This window comes from Marinomonas sp. AWM4_232 (assembly GCF_056158325.1).
Genome location: NZ_JBSWTA010000001.1, coordinates 1,861,920 through 1,879,409, shown reverse-complemented (window position 1 = coordinate 1,879,409; position 17,490 = coordinate 1,861,920). Strand labels below are relative to the sequence as shown.

Sequence of the window (17,490 nt, the reverse complement as noted above, 5' to 3'; positions counted from 1 at the left end):
AAAGTCAGGCCACATGCTAGGTGGCCAGACACTTGAGAACAATCAAAAAGCATGAAGTAGTTATAGCTAGCCCTTTTACCTGCGCTGGCGAATGGTGCCGCGCATTTTGGGAATAACCGCCAGTCTTGTGCTTAGATTTTCATTCTGTTGCTCATTCAGAATCGCAGTGACGCGTTGAGCAATCCCATCATAAGGCTGGGCAAAGGTGCTTAGGTTGTATCCCTGCCAGCCAGACTGGGGAATATCGTCAAACCCCAGTACGCTGATGTCATCGGGAATCAATACACCGAATTCATGACGCGCGGTATCTAGAAAACCACAAGCTACAAGATCTGTAATACAAAAATACGCTTGATGCCGCTCAGGCTCGCACAACAACTCACGTGCGGCACGCTGACCATCTTCATAGTTGGTGTCATGGCTACGCCAAACACTAACGTCAGCACCATTTTCTTTGGCCGCTTCGATAAAAAAGCGCTCGCGAGCCAGCAAACTAGGCGTGCCTTTAGTTGAGCTCACTAGACACAACTTGTTGCACCTCGCTTCCAAAAAACGATCCACGGCATCATGCATCGCCTGATTGTAATCAATTTGCACATGATGCACGTTTTCGATGTCGTTACTGCGGTTGATTAAGATAACTTTTTGACCCGATTCAACGCAGGCTTGCACCATGGCCTCTGGCGGTGTGCCAGACATGACGATGCTGGCGGAAGCTCGGTAGCTGAGTGCTTTTTGCAGTGCTTCATCGGCACTTTGCGGGTCTGAAGTGACGTTAATAATCATCACCATACGACCATCGGCTTGAAGTTGTCGCGTCAACGCATCAAGCAGCAAATTATGGTACGGCTTATCAAGATTGGCCGCCAACAGGCACACTGGACGACTCTTTTCTTTTGATATGCTTCGCGCTAGATGGTTAACGTGGTAATTCAATTCAGCAGCGGCGGCCAATACCTTTTCACGGGTTTTCGCTGAGACGCTCGCTCCGTCAGTAAACGTTCTTGAGACAGCAGATCGAGAAACACCTGCCAAGCGCGCTACTTCCGTAGCGGAAGCCGCGCGACTTTTAGCCGGACCTTTAAGCTTTGTCATTCACGAATTCTCATCGGGCAAAAAAGGCCTGATTCGTTTCACTTGCTCAGCAGCCCATTGTGCGGCATCGACCAGCACTTGCTTGGGTGCTTCTGGCCACTCTTCTTTGATCAGCTGTCGAGCTTCTCGAATATGCGCTACTGCAGCATCTAACGTGGGGTACATTTCAGGCTCATCCAAATGTAGGAGAAGAGCAGTCAAGGTGACTGAACGACTGCGCCCTCCGCGACAATTGATCAGTATATTACCTGTTTTTGTCCACGGATAACTCTCCTTTCTTGGCAATTCCTGATCAATAATGCTGCGCAGTTGATAGTAGCCCGCCAACATCATGGGATGCGGGTTACCTGGGCCATCAACAATACCCCATTTGTAATAACGCACAGGCGACCAACCAAATGGTAATGATTTGCTGAGCGGGTCAACATTCGTCACCAGATTGATATCGAGATTCACCGCGCAGTTAAATACCGTGCCAATATTATGTTCTTCCAACAGCTCTGGATCTGAGGCAGCTTGCTTGTTGCCTATGTAAAGATCAATCCCACGACCTAGGAAGTTCTCATGGATCAAATGCAGTGGTGCACGACCTTCATCCGCGAGCTTGAATAATCGTTTGATATCTAGAATTTCAGCTTCAGTTTTCATTATTCATCCTTCAGCGCTAAACCGGGAAAATCGACGGTCGCTACCTGTTCCGCCAAATAGGGATTTGAGCCTAATACTGGACCTGTTTCAGTTAGATCCGCTAAAGTGCGAGGCCAATTACCTACGCGGCCACCCGCTTCTTCGATCAACAACATACCTGCAACACAATCCCAACTGTTCATACTGATCTCTAGATAGGCATCGGTGCGGCCTTCCGCTACCCACGCTAAAGATAAGCCGCCAGAGCCTCCTCTACGGATACTAGCCCCCAGGCCTAATAAGTAATTTTGCGTATCTAAATAAGATTCAATAGTTGCTCGACGAGACCACCCTAGCTCAAAATGCGCTCTGTTCATATCGACTGTTGATGACGTGCGAATGGGATGCTCATTTTTAAACGCTCCCTGACCACGCTGTGCAAAATAAAATTCCTGTGTCACCGGTTGGGCAATGGCTGCCAGCTGCGCTTCGCCATCGACGCAAAATGAAATAATCACGCAGAAATGTGGAATGCCCCGGGCAAAGTTAGCCGTACCATCAATGGGGTCAATCACCCATGTGAAATGTTCGGGTTCGCCACCACCCTCTTCCCCCAAAATGGCATCTTCAGGAAAAGCCAGTGTAATCTCATCTTTGATTAAAGCCTCGACGGCGAGATCTGTTTCGGTGAGAAAGTCTTGAGGGCCTTTTAAATCATAATCACCCGCCGTACGGTTTAAAAACCCTTCTAAGGCACGGTTTGATGCTTTTTTTATCAACGTTTTTAGAAACCCTGCGCGAGTTTCAATGGAATCCGAGTGTTTCAAAGTAAGCCTTTTTATAGCAAAACAGACTGTTTGGTCTGCGTTTTCAAAAAATGCCCATAGCACCTCCAGCGAACTGAACGAGCTATGGGTGTTGTTTACAATTGTCCAGCACGGGCCAGCGCCCAAAGGTCTTGCCATTCTTGGCGAGAAGCCCAATCATCTTGCGCTGTTGTAGTGTCGTATTTCAGAAGCTCATCTAGATGAGCTGCCACACCTGATGGCTCTTGGGCAGGGATTTCGTTGTCGATATTAGTAGAGATTTTCCCGTCTATCGCTTGTGGGGCATAACCTTCTTCGGTCAACATGTAATGCACGAACAGCTTCGCAGCATTCGGGCTATCCGTTCCTTTTGTGATCATCATAAATTTTGGGTACAGCAAGCCCGTCATTGGCTTGATCGTGTCACAAATACCCAGCTTCATGCCGTTTTCATTTTCGCGGTACTTCGCAGAAGACATAATACCAATAAAGTTCTCAGTACTGTCTGGTGCGCCAACCGCAGCTGCTACATCACTATCCGAGTTAGTCAGAAGAGGCTGGTTGGCAGCCAATGCCGCGACAAATGCTTCGGTAGCATTGTTCAAATCAGTCTTAAGCGGTTTGCCATAATGTGCTTCATACGCATCAGCAATCTTTTGATCATGGTGCATAGCGATCTGGTTAAAGAAGTCCGTATAGACAGATTTGTTGAGCGGATCCGGCATCGATACATGACCTTTCCATTCGGGATCAGTTAGTGCCCAAATATTATCCACTGGGCAAGTATCATTAAGCGCCGTGTTATAAGACCAAACCACGGGAGAGTTCGAAACCACAAGTGGATTTTTAAACTGGCTTGGGATTTTGTCGACCATATCTTCTGGCAAATAGCTGTAGGTGTAACCTGTTTGCAGCAGTTGCGCTGAAGCAGCTGGTACGTCTGAGATGATCACGACATCAGAACGTACGTTGTTCGCTTTCGCTTCACTAACGACCATCTTAATGTTGGCACCTGCTTTGATTTTCGTGCCAGTGGTTTCGATACCGTATTTCTTAGCAAAAGCTTGCGCTTGCTTTTTGATTTTTCCGGTCGAGTCATACACTGACAATGGTGGTTCCGCTTTCGCGGCTTCGATCAACGCCTCAAGATCAAACTTTTCAGCGTTAGCAGCAGAAGCCAATGTACCCACCAACAGTAGGCTGGAGATTTTGCGAATCATAGGATGTCCTCAGTTTTGGGTTGACATAGATTAGGGGTATTCATTTCCGCAAACGCGGTTGTTTTGGAGCTGATCGACAGAGAGAGACGCTCTCCATCCTTGGAAAATAAGTGCATGGCATGAGGCGCCGTACGCAACAAGACATGATCGCCTTTGCGCCACAACGGCGGCGTTTGTGTGGTGTACACCAAGTTGATGGCTTCGTTTTTGTCATTGATTGCTTTGTTTTGCAGTTCAATAATCCAAGCGCCACCAGTAGGCATGATGTCGGAAATGATCACAGGTAAGCCTTGCCCTGAAGCATCCGAACTCAGTTGTAATCCTTCCGGACGTAGACCTAGCATAGCTTGATCCGTATCCATAAGAGCAGGAACAGAGAGCCCAGAGTGGTTGATCAGCTGCTGAGCCACGCAAGACTCTGCTGACAGCATATTGATTGGTGGATTACCGATGAATTCAGCCACAAAGCGATTCGCTGGGCGCTCATAAATATCATCTGGCGTACCGATTTGCTGCAATGTACCTTTGTTCATCACCGCGATTTGCGTGGCGAGGGTCATGGCCTCCCATTGATCATGGGTCACAAACACAATCGTTGTGCCGAATTCCTTGTGAAGGCGAGTCAGCTCTGCGCGCATAGATAGACGTAGTGCAGCATCTAGATTGGAAAGCGGTTCATCTAATAGCAATACACCAGGATTCATCGCTAAAGTGCGCGCCAAGGCCACACGTTGCTGCTGTCCACCGGATAACTGTGCAGGGTAACGATCTTCTAGCCCTTCAATTTTGAGCATGGTAACCATCTCAGCCACACGCTGCTTACGTTCCTGCGCGGGCATTCTTTGCAGTTTCAAACCGAACTCAATATTGCGCGCCACCGTCATATGCGGCCATAAAGCGTAGGATTGGAACACAAGTCCGATGTGTCGCTTCTCCGCAGGAATAAAGATACCTTTACGCACATGATCGAGGGACTTACCCGCAACGGCAATTTCACCATCAGTTAGATTTTCAAGGCCAGCAATCATGCGTAAAATCGTCGATTTACCACAGCCAGAAGGCCCCAGTACACACATAAAAGCGCCGTCTTCGATCTCCATGGAGACTTGATCTACCGCGGGCGGATGGTCTGGGGTATAACGCTTAGATATATTGTTTAGAGTAATGTTTGGCATGGGTTAGCTCTCCAATCCCTGTGCTAGACCGGTTCGGGTCAATCTGTTAATGGCAATCGTGCCCAGTAAAGCAATCAAGGCGATCATCAAAACCACAGCATTAGCGGCTTGGGTGTAGTTGAAATCAATCAATCGAATTGAGAAGGTGGTTAAAACATCTGTGGCAGGCACTGCCAAAATGATGAATAGACTGACTCCCTTAATGCCAGAGATGAATGGCATCAATACAGCCGTCACTAAAGCATTACGTTGAATGGGAATAATGATCGAGCACATACGGCGACACCAACCAGCCCCAGAGACACGCGCACTGTCTTCTACGTCACTGCCCAGTTGTGTCATTGCAGATATCCCTGCGCGGCTGGCAAACGGCATTTGATCTGCGATCAAAGCTAAGAAAAGAATAATGGGGGTTCCGTATAGTGCTGGAATAGGCCCATGTGGCACGGCAAACAGTGTTAAAAATGCCACGGCAAAGGCGATGCCTGGCACTAAGTATGGAAAGAACGTCACCTGCCGTAAGGTTACCGAGATCACGCGAAGTGGTGAGCGCAGCACAATATAGCCTGTCAACAAACCGAGAATGCCCGCACAAACTGAAGCACTGCCGACAATACTGATAGAACTCCAAGCGGCCGCCCAAAACTCGGACGAGAACAATATGCCATTTTGCATGGCAACGGTGTCTAGGTTAGTACCGACCCAATAATCCAGCGTGAAGTTGGATAATTCAAATCGCCCAGGAATATGCATCACCGTCGACAGAGCTAAGGCTCCCAATGGCGCAACCACACCGATGAACACCATCACAAGCGCTAAGATTGTCGCGGGCCATTGCAAAATACCCAATGATTGGCGACGCTCCATGGCTCCTTTCGAGCCAATAATGGCAAAGCGACGCGCCTCACGCATCATCCATGCGTCCAGAGCGAGTGTTGCAATACCAAACACTAAAATGACACCCGCAAAGACCGCTGCCACACCCGTTTGTTGGGTACCAATAGCACGATATAGCGACGTCGCTAAGGTTTCAAAGTGAACCGGCAGTCCAAGGACATAAGGCACCGAAAATTCACCAATGGCATCCGCAAAAATCAGCAATGCCGAAGACATCAAGGCCGGACGCATTAGAGGAAAGACTATAGACAATGCAATTTTTGATCGGCTGGCGCCCAGCATTTTACCCGCTTCTTCTAGCTGACTATCGAGGCGACGTAACGCATTTCCGACCAACAAAATAACAAATGGAATGTAGTTCAACGTCATAATGACAATGGTAGGAAACGCACCATAAGAGACCCAGTCTGGCAACTGGTAACCCATGTTTTCTACCCACCCTGGCTGGCCGCCAATGGTGGCGTTCTTAAACAGGGTTGTCCACGCCAGAGCAAAGGTCCATGCAGGCAACATAAAAGGAATAATTAACGCTGTAGATAGCCATTTACGCCCCATTAAATCGGTTCGAACTAGCAACCAAGCTAAGATTGAGCCAATGACCATGGAAACTATCATCGCAGTGACTGCGACCATCAAGGTGTTCCACAAAGGCTTCCAGAAAATAATCGAAGACATTCGTGAAGAAAATACGCGTTCAAGGTAATAGCTTGTAAACTGCCCCACCTCAGCACCTACACGTATTTCATCACCCGTTTGTACGGTGAACATTTCAAACATCATGTTCACAATCGGCGCAACAATCAGCCAGCCAAAAATAAACAGCAAAGCGAGACCAATAAACAGGGTCGGTGCTCGTTTAGCAATTTCTAACTTGTAGCGCCACCGCTGCCATGGGGTCGAACAAGTCATGTCAGTCATTACAGACATATTTCTATCGCTCATTACTTGATTAAGTTGTGAGCAACGATAGAAGAGAAATGTTTCAATGAGATTAAATTTTGCAACTATGTGCAAAATAATTTTCAAGAGGTTTTTATTAGCTGTGAGGCTCGTATTGAATCAGCCTCAACACCTAGAAACTAACGACGACGAGGTTTGCTGCCTTTCGCTTTGCCACCACTGCTTTGACCTAAGGCTTTAGCACGTAGAGCTTTTTTTGAGGGTTTGCGTTTCGAATTAGCTTGTTCTTCTTGGACCATTAAATTGGGTTCAAAGCCTTCCATCCACTGGGGCACGAAGTGCTCGCCGGTTAGTTTCTCGATGTCTTCGAGTAGATATTTCTCTTTTGCTGAGACCAAGGAAACCGCCAAGCCTTCTTTGCCTGCTCGCCCCGTACGACCAATACGGTGAATGTAATCTTCAGCGTTGTACGGCAGCTCGTAGTTGATCACGTATTGCAGTTGCTCAATGTCTAGACCGCGAGCTGCGACATCTGTTGCGACCAATGCTCTCACTTGTCCGGTTTTGAATTCTTCTAAACCGCGATCACGAGCGCCTTGGGATTTATCCCCATGCACCGCTGCAGCGCTGATGCCATCTTTGCCCAACTCTTTTGCCAGTTCATCCACGGCTTGCTTGGTACGCGTAAAGATCAGTACCTGCTGCCAATTCTTTGAACCAATCAAATAGGCCACTAAACCCGCTTTGCGCTTGTTATCCACTTCATAGATGCGCTGCTCAACTTTGGCAGCCGTAGCGTTTCGCTCAGCGACTTCGATCAACTTAGGCTGCTTTAAAATGGTTTTGCTCAGCGCAAACACTTCATCGTTAAATGTTGCTGAGAAGAACAGCGTTTGGCGTGTTTCAGTCAGGCGTTTTAAAATGCGTTCGATATCGATAATAAAGCCCATATCCAGCATTCGATCGGCTTCATCAAGAATCAGTGTTTCCACGGTGCTTAGATCAATCAGCTCTTTCATCGCTAGCTCAAGCAAGCGACCTGGCGTTGCTACCAAGACATCACACCCTGCGTTTAACGCATCGATTTGCGGGTTAATGCTCGCGCCACCGTACGCCACGACCGTATTTAACCCTAACCCTTGGCTGTATTTTACAAAGCTTTGGTGCACTTGCTGAGCAAGCTCTCGCGTCGGAGTAAGCACTAACACACGAATGGCTTTTTCTGATGTTTCTCGTTCTACATGACGTTGAATCAAAGGCAAAGCAAAGGCAGCGGTTTTACCCGTTCCGGTTTGCGCTCCCGCCATTACATCATGACCCGCTAGGACTTCAGGGATCGCCGCTTGCTGAATCGGCGTTGGCATTTGATAGCCAAGCGTATCGAGGACTGACAGTAAATCCGCGTGAAGACCTAGGGTGGAGAAACTCATAAACAAGCACCGTGCTAACAATAAATTAAGACGGCGCTAGTTTAGCACTCACCCAAGTCATTAGCCCCTAGAGGCAACAGAAATATGTTTATTTCTTGCCTCAAACAAAAAGCAACAGACGAGGCTCACCAACAACGCGCAGCAGGCTAGTCCAAGATACATGCCACTAAAGCCAAGCCGATCAATCAGCACACCCGCACTGATCGGTACAACAATACGCGATAAAGAAAACAAGCTACTTTGAATACCATAGTCACTGGCCGCCAGCTCTGAACGACATTGACGCATCATGCCGGCAAACAGCACGGCAGACGACAGCCCAAGGGCAATGGCGACCGACATCACGGCGGTCGTTAAACGCCAATCATGCCACTGCATCACAGATGTGCCATACATACCGAATAAGGCAATCGCGTTGACTAAGGAAAAAGCTGATAAGGCACGACTTAACGACCAATGCTTGAGTGTTTGGCTATAACAGAATCCCGCAAACGCAGCGACTAGCCCCGCCCAAGTAGAAAGCCATGCAATCTCAGAGACAGTTAACCCGAAGTCTAGCAAGGTAGGCTTAAGGTACAGCCATGCGGCTCCAATAAATGGAAAGTGCAGCATCAGTATTACATTCCAAACAAGCTGGTTCGGGCGTTGAAAGTAGCTGCGCCACATGCCCCATAAGGACGGAACAACTGTACTCTGTTGTGGCTTGTTGCATTGCACCGGATATCGACAATAAGCCCAATACATAGTTAGCGCACCAACTCCCGTCATGACCATAAAACTGTAAAATGGCCACTGCCAGCCCCAGCGGTCATAGACCAATAGCATAAGCCCGCCGCCTATTACCGAGGCCAGCGCTGTCACCGCCGAGCGTATCGCTCCTGATTTGCCTCGCTCACTTTCAGGTAAACGCTGTAGCACAAATGCGTTAATCGGCACATCCAACCACGTACTTACCAAGGTCATGCCTAAAGCAATCAAGAACAATGACTGAAAGCGGATGTCTACCCCAGCCAAAGCCCATAAGCACACGACAAAGCCGATGCATAACAACGCAGACCATTTAAGATAGTTGCCATGTGCGAAGCGAAACTTATCCACTGGTGATGCCATTAAAAACTTCAACACCACAGGCAACCCAGAGGCCTGAAACAAACCGATCTCAGTACCACTCCAGCCGTACTCACGCATAGCCAAAGGAACACCTAAATAGAGATAAATAGCGCTGGCGGCGAGAGTGAAATTGCACCACCCCATTACCCCATGCAAAGCAAAATACGAGCGCTGCATTAGGCCTCCTTTTGGCAGAGATAGAAACGGATTGGCGCCATAGGAAAATCATGCAACCACTCTGATTGCAGCACCTGTACCCCTAATACACGGAGTGCTTCTGGCAACTCGTCTGCTTGCGGTAGATAGTTCCCTTTTATAGTCATCGGAGTATAAAAGGGCAGAATTTTCACCGACTGCTGTACGTCGGAAGTGTGCTCTGCATGCAATAGCAGTAAATAACCTTTGGGCGCTAAGCTCGCCGCAATCCGTTGCAATACTTGCTGCGGACGATCTAAAAAATGCAGTACGGAGGAGCACCAAATCAAATCGAACTGTCCCGTGGGGTAGTCCTCGTTAAGGTTGCCCGCTTGTACCGCTAAGCGATCGGAGAAACCTGCCTCAGCGATATGCTGCTTCGCTACGTCAACCGTTGCCGGGAAGTCAAACGCCACTCCAGTAGCATTCTGAAAATGTTTCAGCAGAGCAATGGAAACCAGCCCCGCTCCGGCTCCTAAATCTAAACAATGAATTGGCTTTTTCGGGTCAAGCTGAAGCGCTTTGTAGCGGGTTAATATGCGTTCTAGTGCAGGTACGGTGACAGCTCGCTGCTCTTCAAAAATCTGAGCTTTGGCTGCCTGAGCCCACGCAGGACTGATATCGCTTGCAGAAATAGTGGTTGCTTCACTGTCTAAGATCGCTTCAAATTGTTCACTAAACTGTCGCAGGGCCCGCAGTCGAAATAACACCGCTTGAGCACAGCTTTGCGGCGCATCAACCAGCAAGTAACGTCGAGTGATTGCACCGATAGAAAAGTGATCCTCAGGTTGCTTTTCAAGGTAACCCATACTCCAAAGCAGCTCTAACCATACCCGAGCTTTACTAGAAGTGAGCGCCAGCTTCTTTGCAATATCCCCTAATGCCTGAGGCTCCACCAAGGCCTCAAATAAGCGCTTCTGCAAAGCGACCTCGAGCGCTTTGGCCTGTACCTGGGCTCCGGCTAAATCCCATGCTGCCTGTAAATCATGTGGCATTGTCGTAGTCATCATCAAATCCCTCTAAAGATCCCAAGTCAGTTTCATACCTATTTCACGCGGTGGGCTGTACACGGTCACATTGCCATTTTGATAACCCACGGCATCGTACTCTTGGTCCGCGATATTATTGACATAGGCAGACAGCACCGCGCGTTCATTTAGCGGATATTGGCCTGCCACATTGAGTATGGCGTAGCCGTCTTGCTTGTAGGTATTAGCGGCATCGAGGTAAACCGAACTGTTCGCTACGACGCTGGCAGAAGCAGACCAACCATCCAAGTCTTCGTAGCGAATGGTTAGATGGCCATTAAGCTCTGGAGCAAACGGATTGCGCTTATCGGCATAGTCATTATCACCGTCAATAAATTCGTCAAAGCGTGTGTTGTTCCAAGCCAGCCCTAGTTCCGTACTCCAGCGCTCATCAAAGTAATAATCGAGCGACGCTTCCACTCCTTGGGATGTACCTTGAGCCGCATTGGTTAGATAAATAACGCCCATGGCAGGCATTTGAGTGACCTGCATATTGTCGATGTTCATATGGTACATAGCTAAGCTATAACGCAAAGCAGACGAATTCAGCTGACCTTTTAACCCCAGTTCAATACTTTGGCTTTCTTCAGGGTCAAAAGCAGAGTAGTTTACCGCTGGAGAAAGTGTGTTGAATCCACCAGCTCGTACGCCTTCAGCATAGCTTGCATACAACATGTGCTGAGGTGTCAAATCGTATTGCAGTGTTACCTGAGGCGAAGTTGTTTGCCAGTCCTGAGTTCGCTGTTCTGCATCATTAGGAAATAAGCGTATCTCTTCCTGTGCGATGCGCACTCCATAAAGTAAGCGCGTATCTTCGGCTAAGGGAGTGGTCCAGTTGGTAAACAGTGCGTAGGCCTCGCCTTTCTGCTGAGCCTGTAAGTCTGTCGTACCAAAATATGTTTTAGAATAAGTGCGTAGATCATGATCTTGTTGCTCTAGGTAAGCCCCCAGTAACCAGTCGGTAGTGCCTAATTGCCCTTCTAAACGAAACTCTTGAGACAGTGTTCTTAGGGTGTGATCTCGGCCTATATACGCCATCTCAATTGCTTGAAAATCGGTATCTTGCTGTACTCGATCTTGGTGCTGGTTATAAGCGGTAATTGAATGCAAACGTGTATCGGCATCTAGATCATGGATCAGATTTGCAGAGAATGTCTGACTTTGTGAGCGGTTCCAGCTGTCTGTGCCTGACACGACTTGCGCTCGCTCACCTCTTACAGGTCCCCATAGCATGGCGCCATCATCGTACTCTTGCTGACGATAACGCAAAGTAAGATCCGTATCGTCAGAAACTAACCAACGCAGCCCAGTGTTGATATTTTGGTGCTCACGATCATCCACTGTGTCAGCTTGGTTAGCATGGTCAATGAAGCCATCCTGTTTTAATAGCTCTCCCGCTAAGCTGACACGCAAGCGATCACCCTGAAACGATTGACTCGTTGCAAATTGCAGCCCTTGTTTATTACGACTGCCAACCTCAACGCCTATGCGGGTACGTTCTTCACCATTTAGATCATTACTGTAAATCGACAGCACGCCGGCTTGAGCATTACGGCCATATACCGTGGACTGCGGTCCTCGTAGCAACTCAACACGATCCACACCTAACAGACTGTTCTCGAACCCTTGTGCAGTCAATGTGGGTACACCGTCAACCAACAAAAGAGTGGAAGTCGATAATGCATTGAAGTTTGCGGTCAAACCGCGTATCACAGGGGAGTTCACACCAGACTGGCCAAATGGTTGAAAGCTCAAGCCAGCTATCTTGCCCTCTAACTGAGACAAGCTGCCCGCACCTTCCTGCTGCAACAGCTCAGCATCATAAGCAGTGACATGAGCGGAAACATCATCAATCGACTGTTGCTGCTTATCAGCAATAACCGTTAGCTCAGGTAATAAAGAAGTACGGGGCGCTTGCTCTGCTGAAACATGCGCTGAAACTATGCTAGCAGCAACAGCGGTTAGCCATAGTTTGTTACTCATTTGGGGGAATTGCCTCATTTACTCAGTCCTCGGATGCTATAAGCCTTTACCAGATGAGTAGAAATGCTATGCTCTATTGAAAGTGATTATCATTTAAAAACTTATGAAATCCTGTTAACTATTTATGCAAACCCAAGATAAGGGTAAAGCTTAAAGGAATCGTTATGGCTCAACGTATCCACCAAGATCTGTATCAACCAGATATTCGATTAGAAAACGGTTGGTCAAGGCGTCAGCTGGAGCCGGCGCTCGGGCACTGCTACACCGACCGTTTGTTATTAGAGCCTGGCTTAAGCATTGCTTATTCGCACTATGCTCCTAAAACGGATGTCGTCGAAAGCAGCGTGATGGAACAGGACAATACAACCTTTAGCTTAACCTTTGGTTTATCAGGCAAATCGTGCTACCGACCAAAGCAATTACATCGTGATGAATTTGTGTTTGAGCCAAAATACACCACTGTCACAACGTTTGGTCATAGCGTCGGTGAACGCTGCTATCAGGCAGGTAGTGTTGTGAATCAACTGCGTATTATTGTCGATGGAAGCCTATTTGAACGCTATCAGATGCCCTTTCCTAGCGCAGCAAAGAACCTTAAATCACCACAAAAGCATCGTCATGCGATGACCACCTCCAGCAGCAATTATTTGGTTCAACGACTCGCTTTGCTGGCCCAATCAAATCGCAGTGAACGCCCTCTAGAAAAGCATATCTTGGTGATGAACTTGCTAAGTGAGCAACTGATGCAACTAACGCATCAAGAAGACTCCGCGACATCTGCTCATCGAGGGATAGACGAAGCAAAGTTACTTAATGCAAAAGCCTTTATGTTACAGAATATGGAGCAACCACTGAGTCTTGCTTACATTGCAACTCAAGTGGGATTGAGCGAGAGCAAACTACAAACGGGCTTTAAAACTTACTTTAATCAAAGTCCTTATCGATTCTTATTGGAAGCTCGCATGCTCAAAGCATGGGAGCTTCTTCAGTCAGGCTATCAGGTAACACAAGCTGCCTACGCGGTGGGCTATGAGCATCCATCTAACTTTAGCGCCGCCTTTCGACAGTTCTTTGGGCAAACGCCCAAGTCGGTTGCTCCACGTCTGAATCATTAAGCAAGACACGCTTGCGCTGCACTCAATAAACGCTGATATGACAGTTCTTCGTATTTTCCAAAGCCTGCTTCTTGTCGACCTTTTAAGCGGGTAAACACAGGCTGCGTTAACCCTGCCATAAAGCGTGCAATTAGGACTGGCGTTACTTGGTTCTGCGGAAGTTTTTGCAGCAGCCAAAGTTTCGCCGTTTGCATGTCACTTGATAAGCTATCTACCACTTGATAGCTGCTATTCTTATCCAAAGATAAAACATTGCCACGACACACGGAGCAATGGCCACAATGCTCTGGCGCTTGTTGATCACCAAAGTAACGGGCCAAGTTATGGTTCAAGCAGCGATCAAGCTCAAAGAAACGAATCATGGTGGCGATGCGCTCGATTTCCGAGGTTTCTTTTTGCGTTACATAGCTTTGTAGCTCTTCGGCAAGTGCGGGAGTTAACTGCTCAGTGCGCACGCCATATACTTCGGTAAGACCTTTGGTTTCTAGGGTAATCAGGTCTCGATCCGCCAGTTGCTCAAGTAAGCTTAAGACCGCACCACGCTCTAGGCCTTGTTGATGCAAACGTTCAAAATCCGGCACACCCCAAATTTTCTTAAATACCGTTTGCTGCGCAACTTGATTAAACACCGCTTGTTGCTCAATAGGCAAAGCAGCGCGAATCTGCTCAAGGCTTTGATTCCATTTAAGTTTTACATCGCTGTAGTAGCTGTAGCGCGGAACAATCGCACCAGCGAGTTCCATTTGTACTAATAAGGTTTTCAGCGGCAACGCTCGGATGTTGGTCGCTTGCGACAGACCATAAGCTTGAGTTTCCCATTCACCATTGACCGTATTGTTTAAGATTTCTTGCAACAGTGCTTGGATCGCGTGAGGCTCGGGGGTATCGCCATAAACGAAGTTTTCTAACACATGAAGACCATCAAGGCTCGCCAGCATGACACAGCGACTCGGCTGACCATCACGCCCAGCACGGCCAATTTCTTGGCTGTAGTTTTCAATGGATTTCGGTAGGTCGTAATGCACCACAAAGCGAATATCAGACTTATCAATGCCCATACCAAAGGCAATGGTGGCAACGATGATACGTGTTTGACCGGCCATAAAGTCGTTTTGAATCGCGGCACGCACTTCATTGCCAAGGCCGGCATGATAAGACACGGCGGAATAGCCTGACTGCTGTAGAGTCGCGGCTAATTCATCGGCAGTTTTTTGTTGTGTGACATAGACAATGCCCGCCCCTTGGGTGTCGTTCAGAACTTGGCGTAATAAGGCTTGCTTGTCTTGGTCCTGGGCCGAGATTAAATCGATATCCAAGTTATGGCGATAAAAACCAGTCTGAACAATATGGTTTGGCGCGATGTTGAACTTGAGCGCCATGTCTTTTTGCACTCGACGAGTGGCCGTCGCCGTAAGCAATAACACCAAAGGAATGTTCAACTCTTGCTGGTATTGCGGCAGTTTTAAATAGTCAGGACGGAAGTTGTGTCCCCATTCGGAGATACAGTGTGCTTCGTCCACCACCAACATGGAAATCGGCACACCTTGAATAAAACGACGGAAACGCTCGTTTTTAAAACGCTCTACAGAGATCATCAAGATTTTAATCTGGCCATCACGCACCTGTTGCATCACGGCCTGACTTTCTTCTTTGGTTTGAGTCGAATCAAGGCTCGCGCTTGGGATGCCCTTGCTTTGCAAAAACGCCAGCTGATCGTACATCAGCGCAATCAACGGCGAGATCACCAACGTCAGATTCGGTAGCTGGGTTGCGGTAAACTGATAACACAGAGATTTACCAGAGCCCGTGGGAAATACAGCAAGGGATGAATGCCCAGCCAACAGTTGTTCGATCGTTTGTTGCTGTCCTTCGCGAAACTGATCAAAGCCAAAGTAATTATTTAGCAATCCTGCTAAGTGATGCATAACGCTCAACCTTTATTAAGTAACAATGAGTGCCTCACCATTTTCGCGAAAACGCTTGAGTAATGACACCGGTATTGGCACAAATCTCTGCTAAAATCCGCACCATTCACTTTTGTATGAGTTGTTACTATGGAAACACCCACGATTGAAGCCATTGATGCTTGGACCACGCCACTGTTTGTCACTGAGCTTTCTGACCACGAATTTCTAAAAGACGCCCTGCTGGCACATATTTATCAACGTCAGCAAGAACAAGAAAACGCGGTCGACAGCGAGGTGGCAGTACAGGCCAAGCACAACTTATCGGAAAGCCGTTTGGACTTTCTTGAAGACGAAGTGCCAGAAGTCATGGAGCTTCGTCGCATGGTAGAAGAGCTGATCGCTGAAGTGGCTTTTGAGGTGAACCAACAACATTGGCCAGAAGACTGCGAAGCCTACGCCCATGTCATTGAGTCTTGGTACCACATCACTAAAAACGGTGGCTATCACGATGCGCACTCACACCCTAATTGCTCTTGGTGTGGTATTTATTACCTTGATCCAGGTGAAGCAAACCTTGAAGGGCGCAATGGCATCAACCGTTTCTATGATCCACGCGTCAACGCTGAACATTACGCTGACCCAGGCACGGCTTACTTAGGCGGCCAAGGCTTTTGGGACTTTGCGCCTAAAGAAGGTCAGGTTGTCATTTTCCCCTCTTACTTAAAGCACTCAGCACTGCCCTATTTCGGTCAAAAGGATCGCGTTGTGGTGGCTTTCAACTGCGTGATAGAGTTGGGATAAAAGCTCCATATAAAGGAAACCAAGCACCATGGATTTAAATGATATTCCGATGTCGCCCCACGATGACCAGGCTAAAAAACACGCCTTATTGGCCTATCTCTTCATGGTGCTTGGCTTGTTTACTGGCATTTTTTGGTTAATTGGAGCCGTGTGGGCCATGGCGAAAGCTAGAGATGCCCGAGGATCGATGTTCTACGATCATTACCAGAACATCATCGGTATTTTTTGGTGGGGCTTAGGACTTAGCTTGATCGGCTTTGTATTGGCGCTGTTCTTCGTTGGATATTTGCTACTACTTGGTGTTTGGATCTGGTCAATTGTAAAGTTATTTAAAGGCCTCGCTCGCTTAACCAGTGACAAACCGTACAATTCCTAATTAGACATTAACTTCGTAGTATACGATAGCTGAATTAAGATGAGATCGTCATTCAAGAAAGTCGCGATGCTGCGATAAGATGCTGAATATTTTCTTAGATGACGCGCAAATCCACAAAAAATAGTCTTTGGAAGCGTTAGTTAAGCGTGCGGATCAGTGTCTCTTGAAGTCAAAAGCGCCGGAAGAAATTGCGTCCGGCCTGCATTAAGCAGGCTGTCTACTGTAACAACAATTTGGCCATCCCCCATGCCCGCTTGGCTGCATGACGGTCTTTTCCTAAGTAGGCTTGCTCGATGGCCCCCTCTTTTAGCAACGCCAGCTGATTAGCCAGCATCTGCGCCTGCTTTTCACCATAGCACTCAGTCAACCGAACAGTTAAGTAATCCACGATCGCTTGTTTGTGCTCGAAACACAGTTCGTTCACGCGATGTTGATAAAATTCACCGTTCACTTTGGCAAAAAAACAGCCTTGAAAAGGCATCAAACTTTCGACTTGATCATTAAACCAATCATGCAGACCATCAAACATGGCCTGCACCATCGCTCGCTCGTCATGTTGAGCATCCAATACGCCAAATAACCAGCTACGAAAGCACTCATCACGGTAGGCAATCACAGCCTCAAGCAGCGCTTCTTTGCTTTCAAAGTAACTGTATAAGGTTTTTTTGGCGACACCGCTTTCCAGCAATACCTGATTGATCCCAATACTGTGCACACCGTTCATATAGAACAATCTAAATGCCGTGTGGATTAATTCGTCTCGTTTTGTCATAGCACTCCCTAATTTGACAAAGAGTTTGACAGAGGTAGACCGATCTGTCTACT

The 17,490-nt window shown here is 47.7% G+C and carries 15 protein-coding genes; 3 read left to right on the top strand and 12 right to left on the bottom strand.

Annotated features, from left to right (window positions below):
• Positions 1–75: 75 nt before the first annotated feature.
• The 10 genes from ACXAC1_RS08915 to ACXAC1_RS08870 form a co-directional block, all read right to left on the bottom strand.
• Positions 76–1,095, bottom strand: a complete 1,020-nt coding sequence (locus tag ACXAC1_RS08915; RefSeq protein WP_475060982.1) for a LacI family DNA-binding transcriptional regulator — start codon at positions 1,093–1,095, stop codon at positions 76–78.
• Complete coding sequence (locus tag ACXAC1_RS08910) at positions 1,096–1,743, bottom strand: dual specificity protein phosphatase family protein (RefSeq protein ID WP_475060979.1); 648 nt, start codon at positions 1,741–1,743, stop codon at positions 1,096–1,098.
• Positions 1,743–2,549, bottom strand: coding sequence for an inositol monophosphatase family protein (locus ACXAC1_RS08905; RefSeq protein ID WP_475060976.1), 807 nt, complete (start codon positions 2,547–2,549; stop codon positions 1,743–1,745). The genes ACXAC1_RS08910 and ACXAC1_RS08905 overlap by 1 nt, the downstream gene beginning before the upstream one ends.
• A 95-nt stretch (positions 2,550–2,644) precedes the next feature.
• The gene (locus ACXAC1_RS08900) at positions 2,645–3,748 is read right to left on the bottom strand and encodes an ABC transporter substrate-binding protein (protein ID WP_475060974.1); all 1,104 of its coding nucleotides are present in this window, start codon (positions 3,746–3,748) and stop codon (positions 2,645–2,647) included.
• Entirely contained in the window at positions 3,745–4,923 is a 1,179-nt protein-coding gene (locus ACXAC1_RS08895) for an ABC transporter ATP-binding protein (protein ID WP_475060971.1), read from the bottom strand. The genes ACXAC1_RS08900 and ACXAC1_RS08895 overlap by 4 nt, the downstream gene beginning before the upstream one ends.
• A gap of 3 nt (positions 4,924–4,926) precedes the next feature.
• Positions 4,927–6,747 (bottom strand): ABC transporter permease, encoded by a 1,821-nt coding sequence (locus tag ACXAC1_RS08890; RefSeq protein ID WP_475060968.1) that lies wholly within the window; start codon positions 6,745–6,747, stop codon positions 4,927–4,929.
• Positions 6,748–6,899: 152 nt separating this feature from the next.
• Positions 6,900–8,150, bottom strand: a complete 1,251-nt coding sequence (locus ACXAC1_RS08885; protein ID WP_475060966.1) for a DEAD/DEAH box helicase — start codon at positions 8,148–8,150, stop codon at positions 6,900–6,902.
• Between the two features lie 60 nt (positions 8,151–8,210).
• Positions 8,211–9,437: an MFS transporter gene (locus tag ACXAC1_RS08880; protein WP_475060964.1), complete on the bottom strand. Its 1,227-nt coding sequence runs from the start codon at positions 9,435–9,437 to the stop codon at positions 8,211–8,213.
• Positions 9,437–10,465, bottom strand: coding sequence for a class I SAM-dependent methyltransferase (locus tag ACXAC1_RS08875; protein WP_475060962.1), 1,029 nt, complete (start codon positions 10,463–10,465; stop codon positions 9,437–9,439). Before ACXAC1_RS08875 ends, ACXAC1_RS08880 begins: the two co-directional genes overlap by 1 nt.
• 9 nt (positions 10,466–10,474) lie before the next feature.
• Positions 10,475–12,466, bottom strand: a complete 1,992-nt coding sequence (locus ACXAC1_RS08870) for a TonB-dependent receptor (protein WP_475060960.1) — start codon at positions 12,464–12,466, stop codon at positions 10,475–10,477.
• Positions 12,467–12,630: 164 nt separating this feature from the next.
• Here ACXAC1_RS08870 and ACXAC1_RS08865 point away from each other — a divergent pair, with 164 nt between their 5' ends.
• Positions 12,631–13,581, top strand: a complete 951-nt coding sequence (locus ACXAC1_RS08865; RefSeq protein WP_475060957.1) for a helix-turn-helix transcriptional regulator — start codon at positions 12,631–12,633, stop codon at positions 13,579–13,581.
• Here the strand turns inward: ACXAC1_RS08865 and ACXAC1_RS08860 are convergent.
• The gene (locus tag ACXAC1_RS08860) at positions 13,578–15,506 is read right to left on the bottom strand and encodes a RecQ family ATP-dependent DNA helicase (protein WP_475060955.1); all 1,929 of its coding nucleotides are present in this window, start codon (positions 15,504–15,506) and stop codon (positions 13,578–13,580) included. The genes ACXAC1_RS08865 and ACXAC1_RS08860 overlap by 4 nt on opposite strands.
• 129 nt (positions 15,507–15,635) lie before the next feature.
• On the opposite strand from ACXAC1_RS08860, the gene ACXAC1_RS08855 reads away from it, so the two are divergent.
• Together ACXAC1_RS08855 and ACXAC1_RS08850 are read left to right on the top strand one after the other, a co-directional pair.
• Positions 15,636–16,289: a TIGR02466 family protein gene (locus tag ACXAC1_RS08855; RefSeq protein ID WP_475060953.1), complete on the top strand. Its 654-nt coding sequence runs from the start codon at positions 15,636–15,638 to the stop codon at positions 16,287–16,289.
• 28 nt (positions 16,290–16,317) lie between these two features.
• On the top strand, positions 16,318–16,665 hold the full coding sequence (locus ACXAC1_RS08850; RefSeq protein ID WP_228190470.1) for a DUF4870 family protein: 348 nt from the start codon (positions 16,318–16,320) through the stop codon (positions 16,663–16,665).
• Positions 16,666–16,882: 217 nt separating this feature from the next.
• Here the strand turns inward: ACXAC1_RS08850 and ACXAC1_RS08845 are convergent, their stop codons facing one another.
• On the bottom strand, positions 16,883–17,437 hold the full coding sequence (locus ACXAC1_RS08845) for a TetR/AcrR family transcriptional regulator (RefSeq protein WP_475060950.1): 555 nt from the start codon (positions 17,435–17,437) through the stop codon (positions 16,883–16,885).
• Positions 17,438–17,490 lie beyond the last annotated feature (53 nt).

Excerpts from the sequence above, each read along its gene's own strand:
- ACXAC1_RS08915 (WP_475060982.1), bottom strand. The coding sequence starts at position 1,095 with ATGACAAAGCTTAAAGGTCCGGCTAAAAGTCGCGCGGCTTCCGCTACG.
- ACXAC1_RS08910 (WP_475060979.1), bottom strand. The coding sequence starts at position 1,743 with ATGAAAACTGAAGCTGAAATTCTAGATATCAAACGATTATTCAAGCTC.
- ACXAC1_RS08900 (WP_475060974.1), bottom strand. The coding sequence starts at position 3,748 with ATGATTCGCAAAATCTCCAGCCTACTGTTGGTGGGTACATTGGCTTCT.
- ACXAC1_RS08895 (WP_475060971.1), bottom strand. The coding sequence starts at position 4,923 with ATGCCAAACATTACTCTAAACAATATATCTAAGCGTTATACCCCAGAC.
- ACXAC1_RS08890 (WP_475060968.1), bottom strand. The coding sequence starts at position 6,747 with ATGTCTGTAATGACTGACATGACTTGTTCGACCCCATGGCAGCGGTGG.
- ACXAC1_RS08885 (WP_475060966.1), bottom strand. The coding sequence starts at position 8,150 with ATGAGTTTCTCCACCCTAGGTCTTCACGCGGATTTACTGTCAGTCCTC.
- ACXAC1_RS08880 (WP_475060964.1), bottom strand. The coding sequence starts at position 9,437 with ATGCAGCGCTCGTATTTTGCTTTGCATGGGGTAATGGGGTGGTGCAAT.
- ACXAC1_RS08875 (WP_475060962.1), bottom strand. The coding sequence starts at position 10,465 with ATGATGACTACGACAATGCCACATGATTTACAGGCAGCATGGGATTTA.
- ACXAC1_RS08870 (WP_475060960.1), bottom strand. The coding sequence starts at position 12,466 with ATGAGTAACAAACTATGGCTAACCGCTGTTGCTGCTAGCATAGTTTCA.
- ACXAC1_RS08865 (WP_475060957.1), top strand. The coding sequence starts at position 12,631 with ATGGCTCAACGTATCCACCAAGATCTGTATCAACCAGATATTCGATTA.
- ACXAC1_RS08860 (WP_475060955.1), bottom strand. The coding sequence starts at position 15,506 with ATGCATCACTTAGCAGGATTGCTAAATAATTACTTTGGCTTTGATCAG.
- ACXAC1_RS08855 (WP_475060953.1), top strand. The coding sequence starts at position 15,636 with ATGGAAACACCCACGATTGAAGCCATTGATGCTTGGACCACGCCACTG.
- ACXAC1_RS08850 (WP_228190470.1), top strand. The coding sequence starts at position 16,318 with ATGGATTTAAATGATATTCCGATGTCGCCCCACGATGACCAGGCTAAA.
- ACXAC1_RS08845 (WP_475060950.1), bottom strand. The coding sequence starts at position 17,437 with ATGACAAAACGAGACGAATTAATCCACACGGCATTTAGATTGTTCTAT.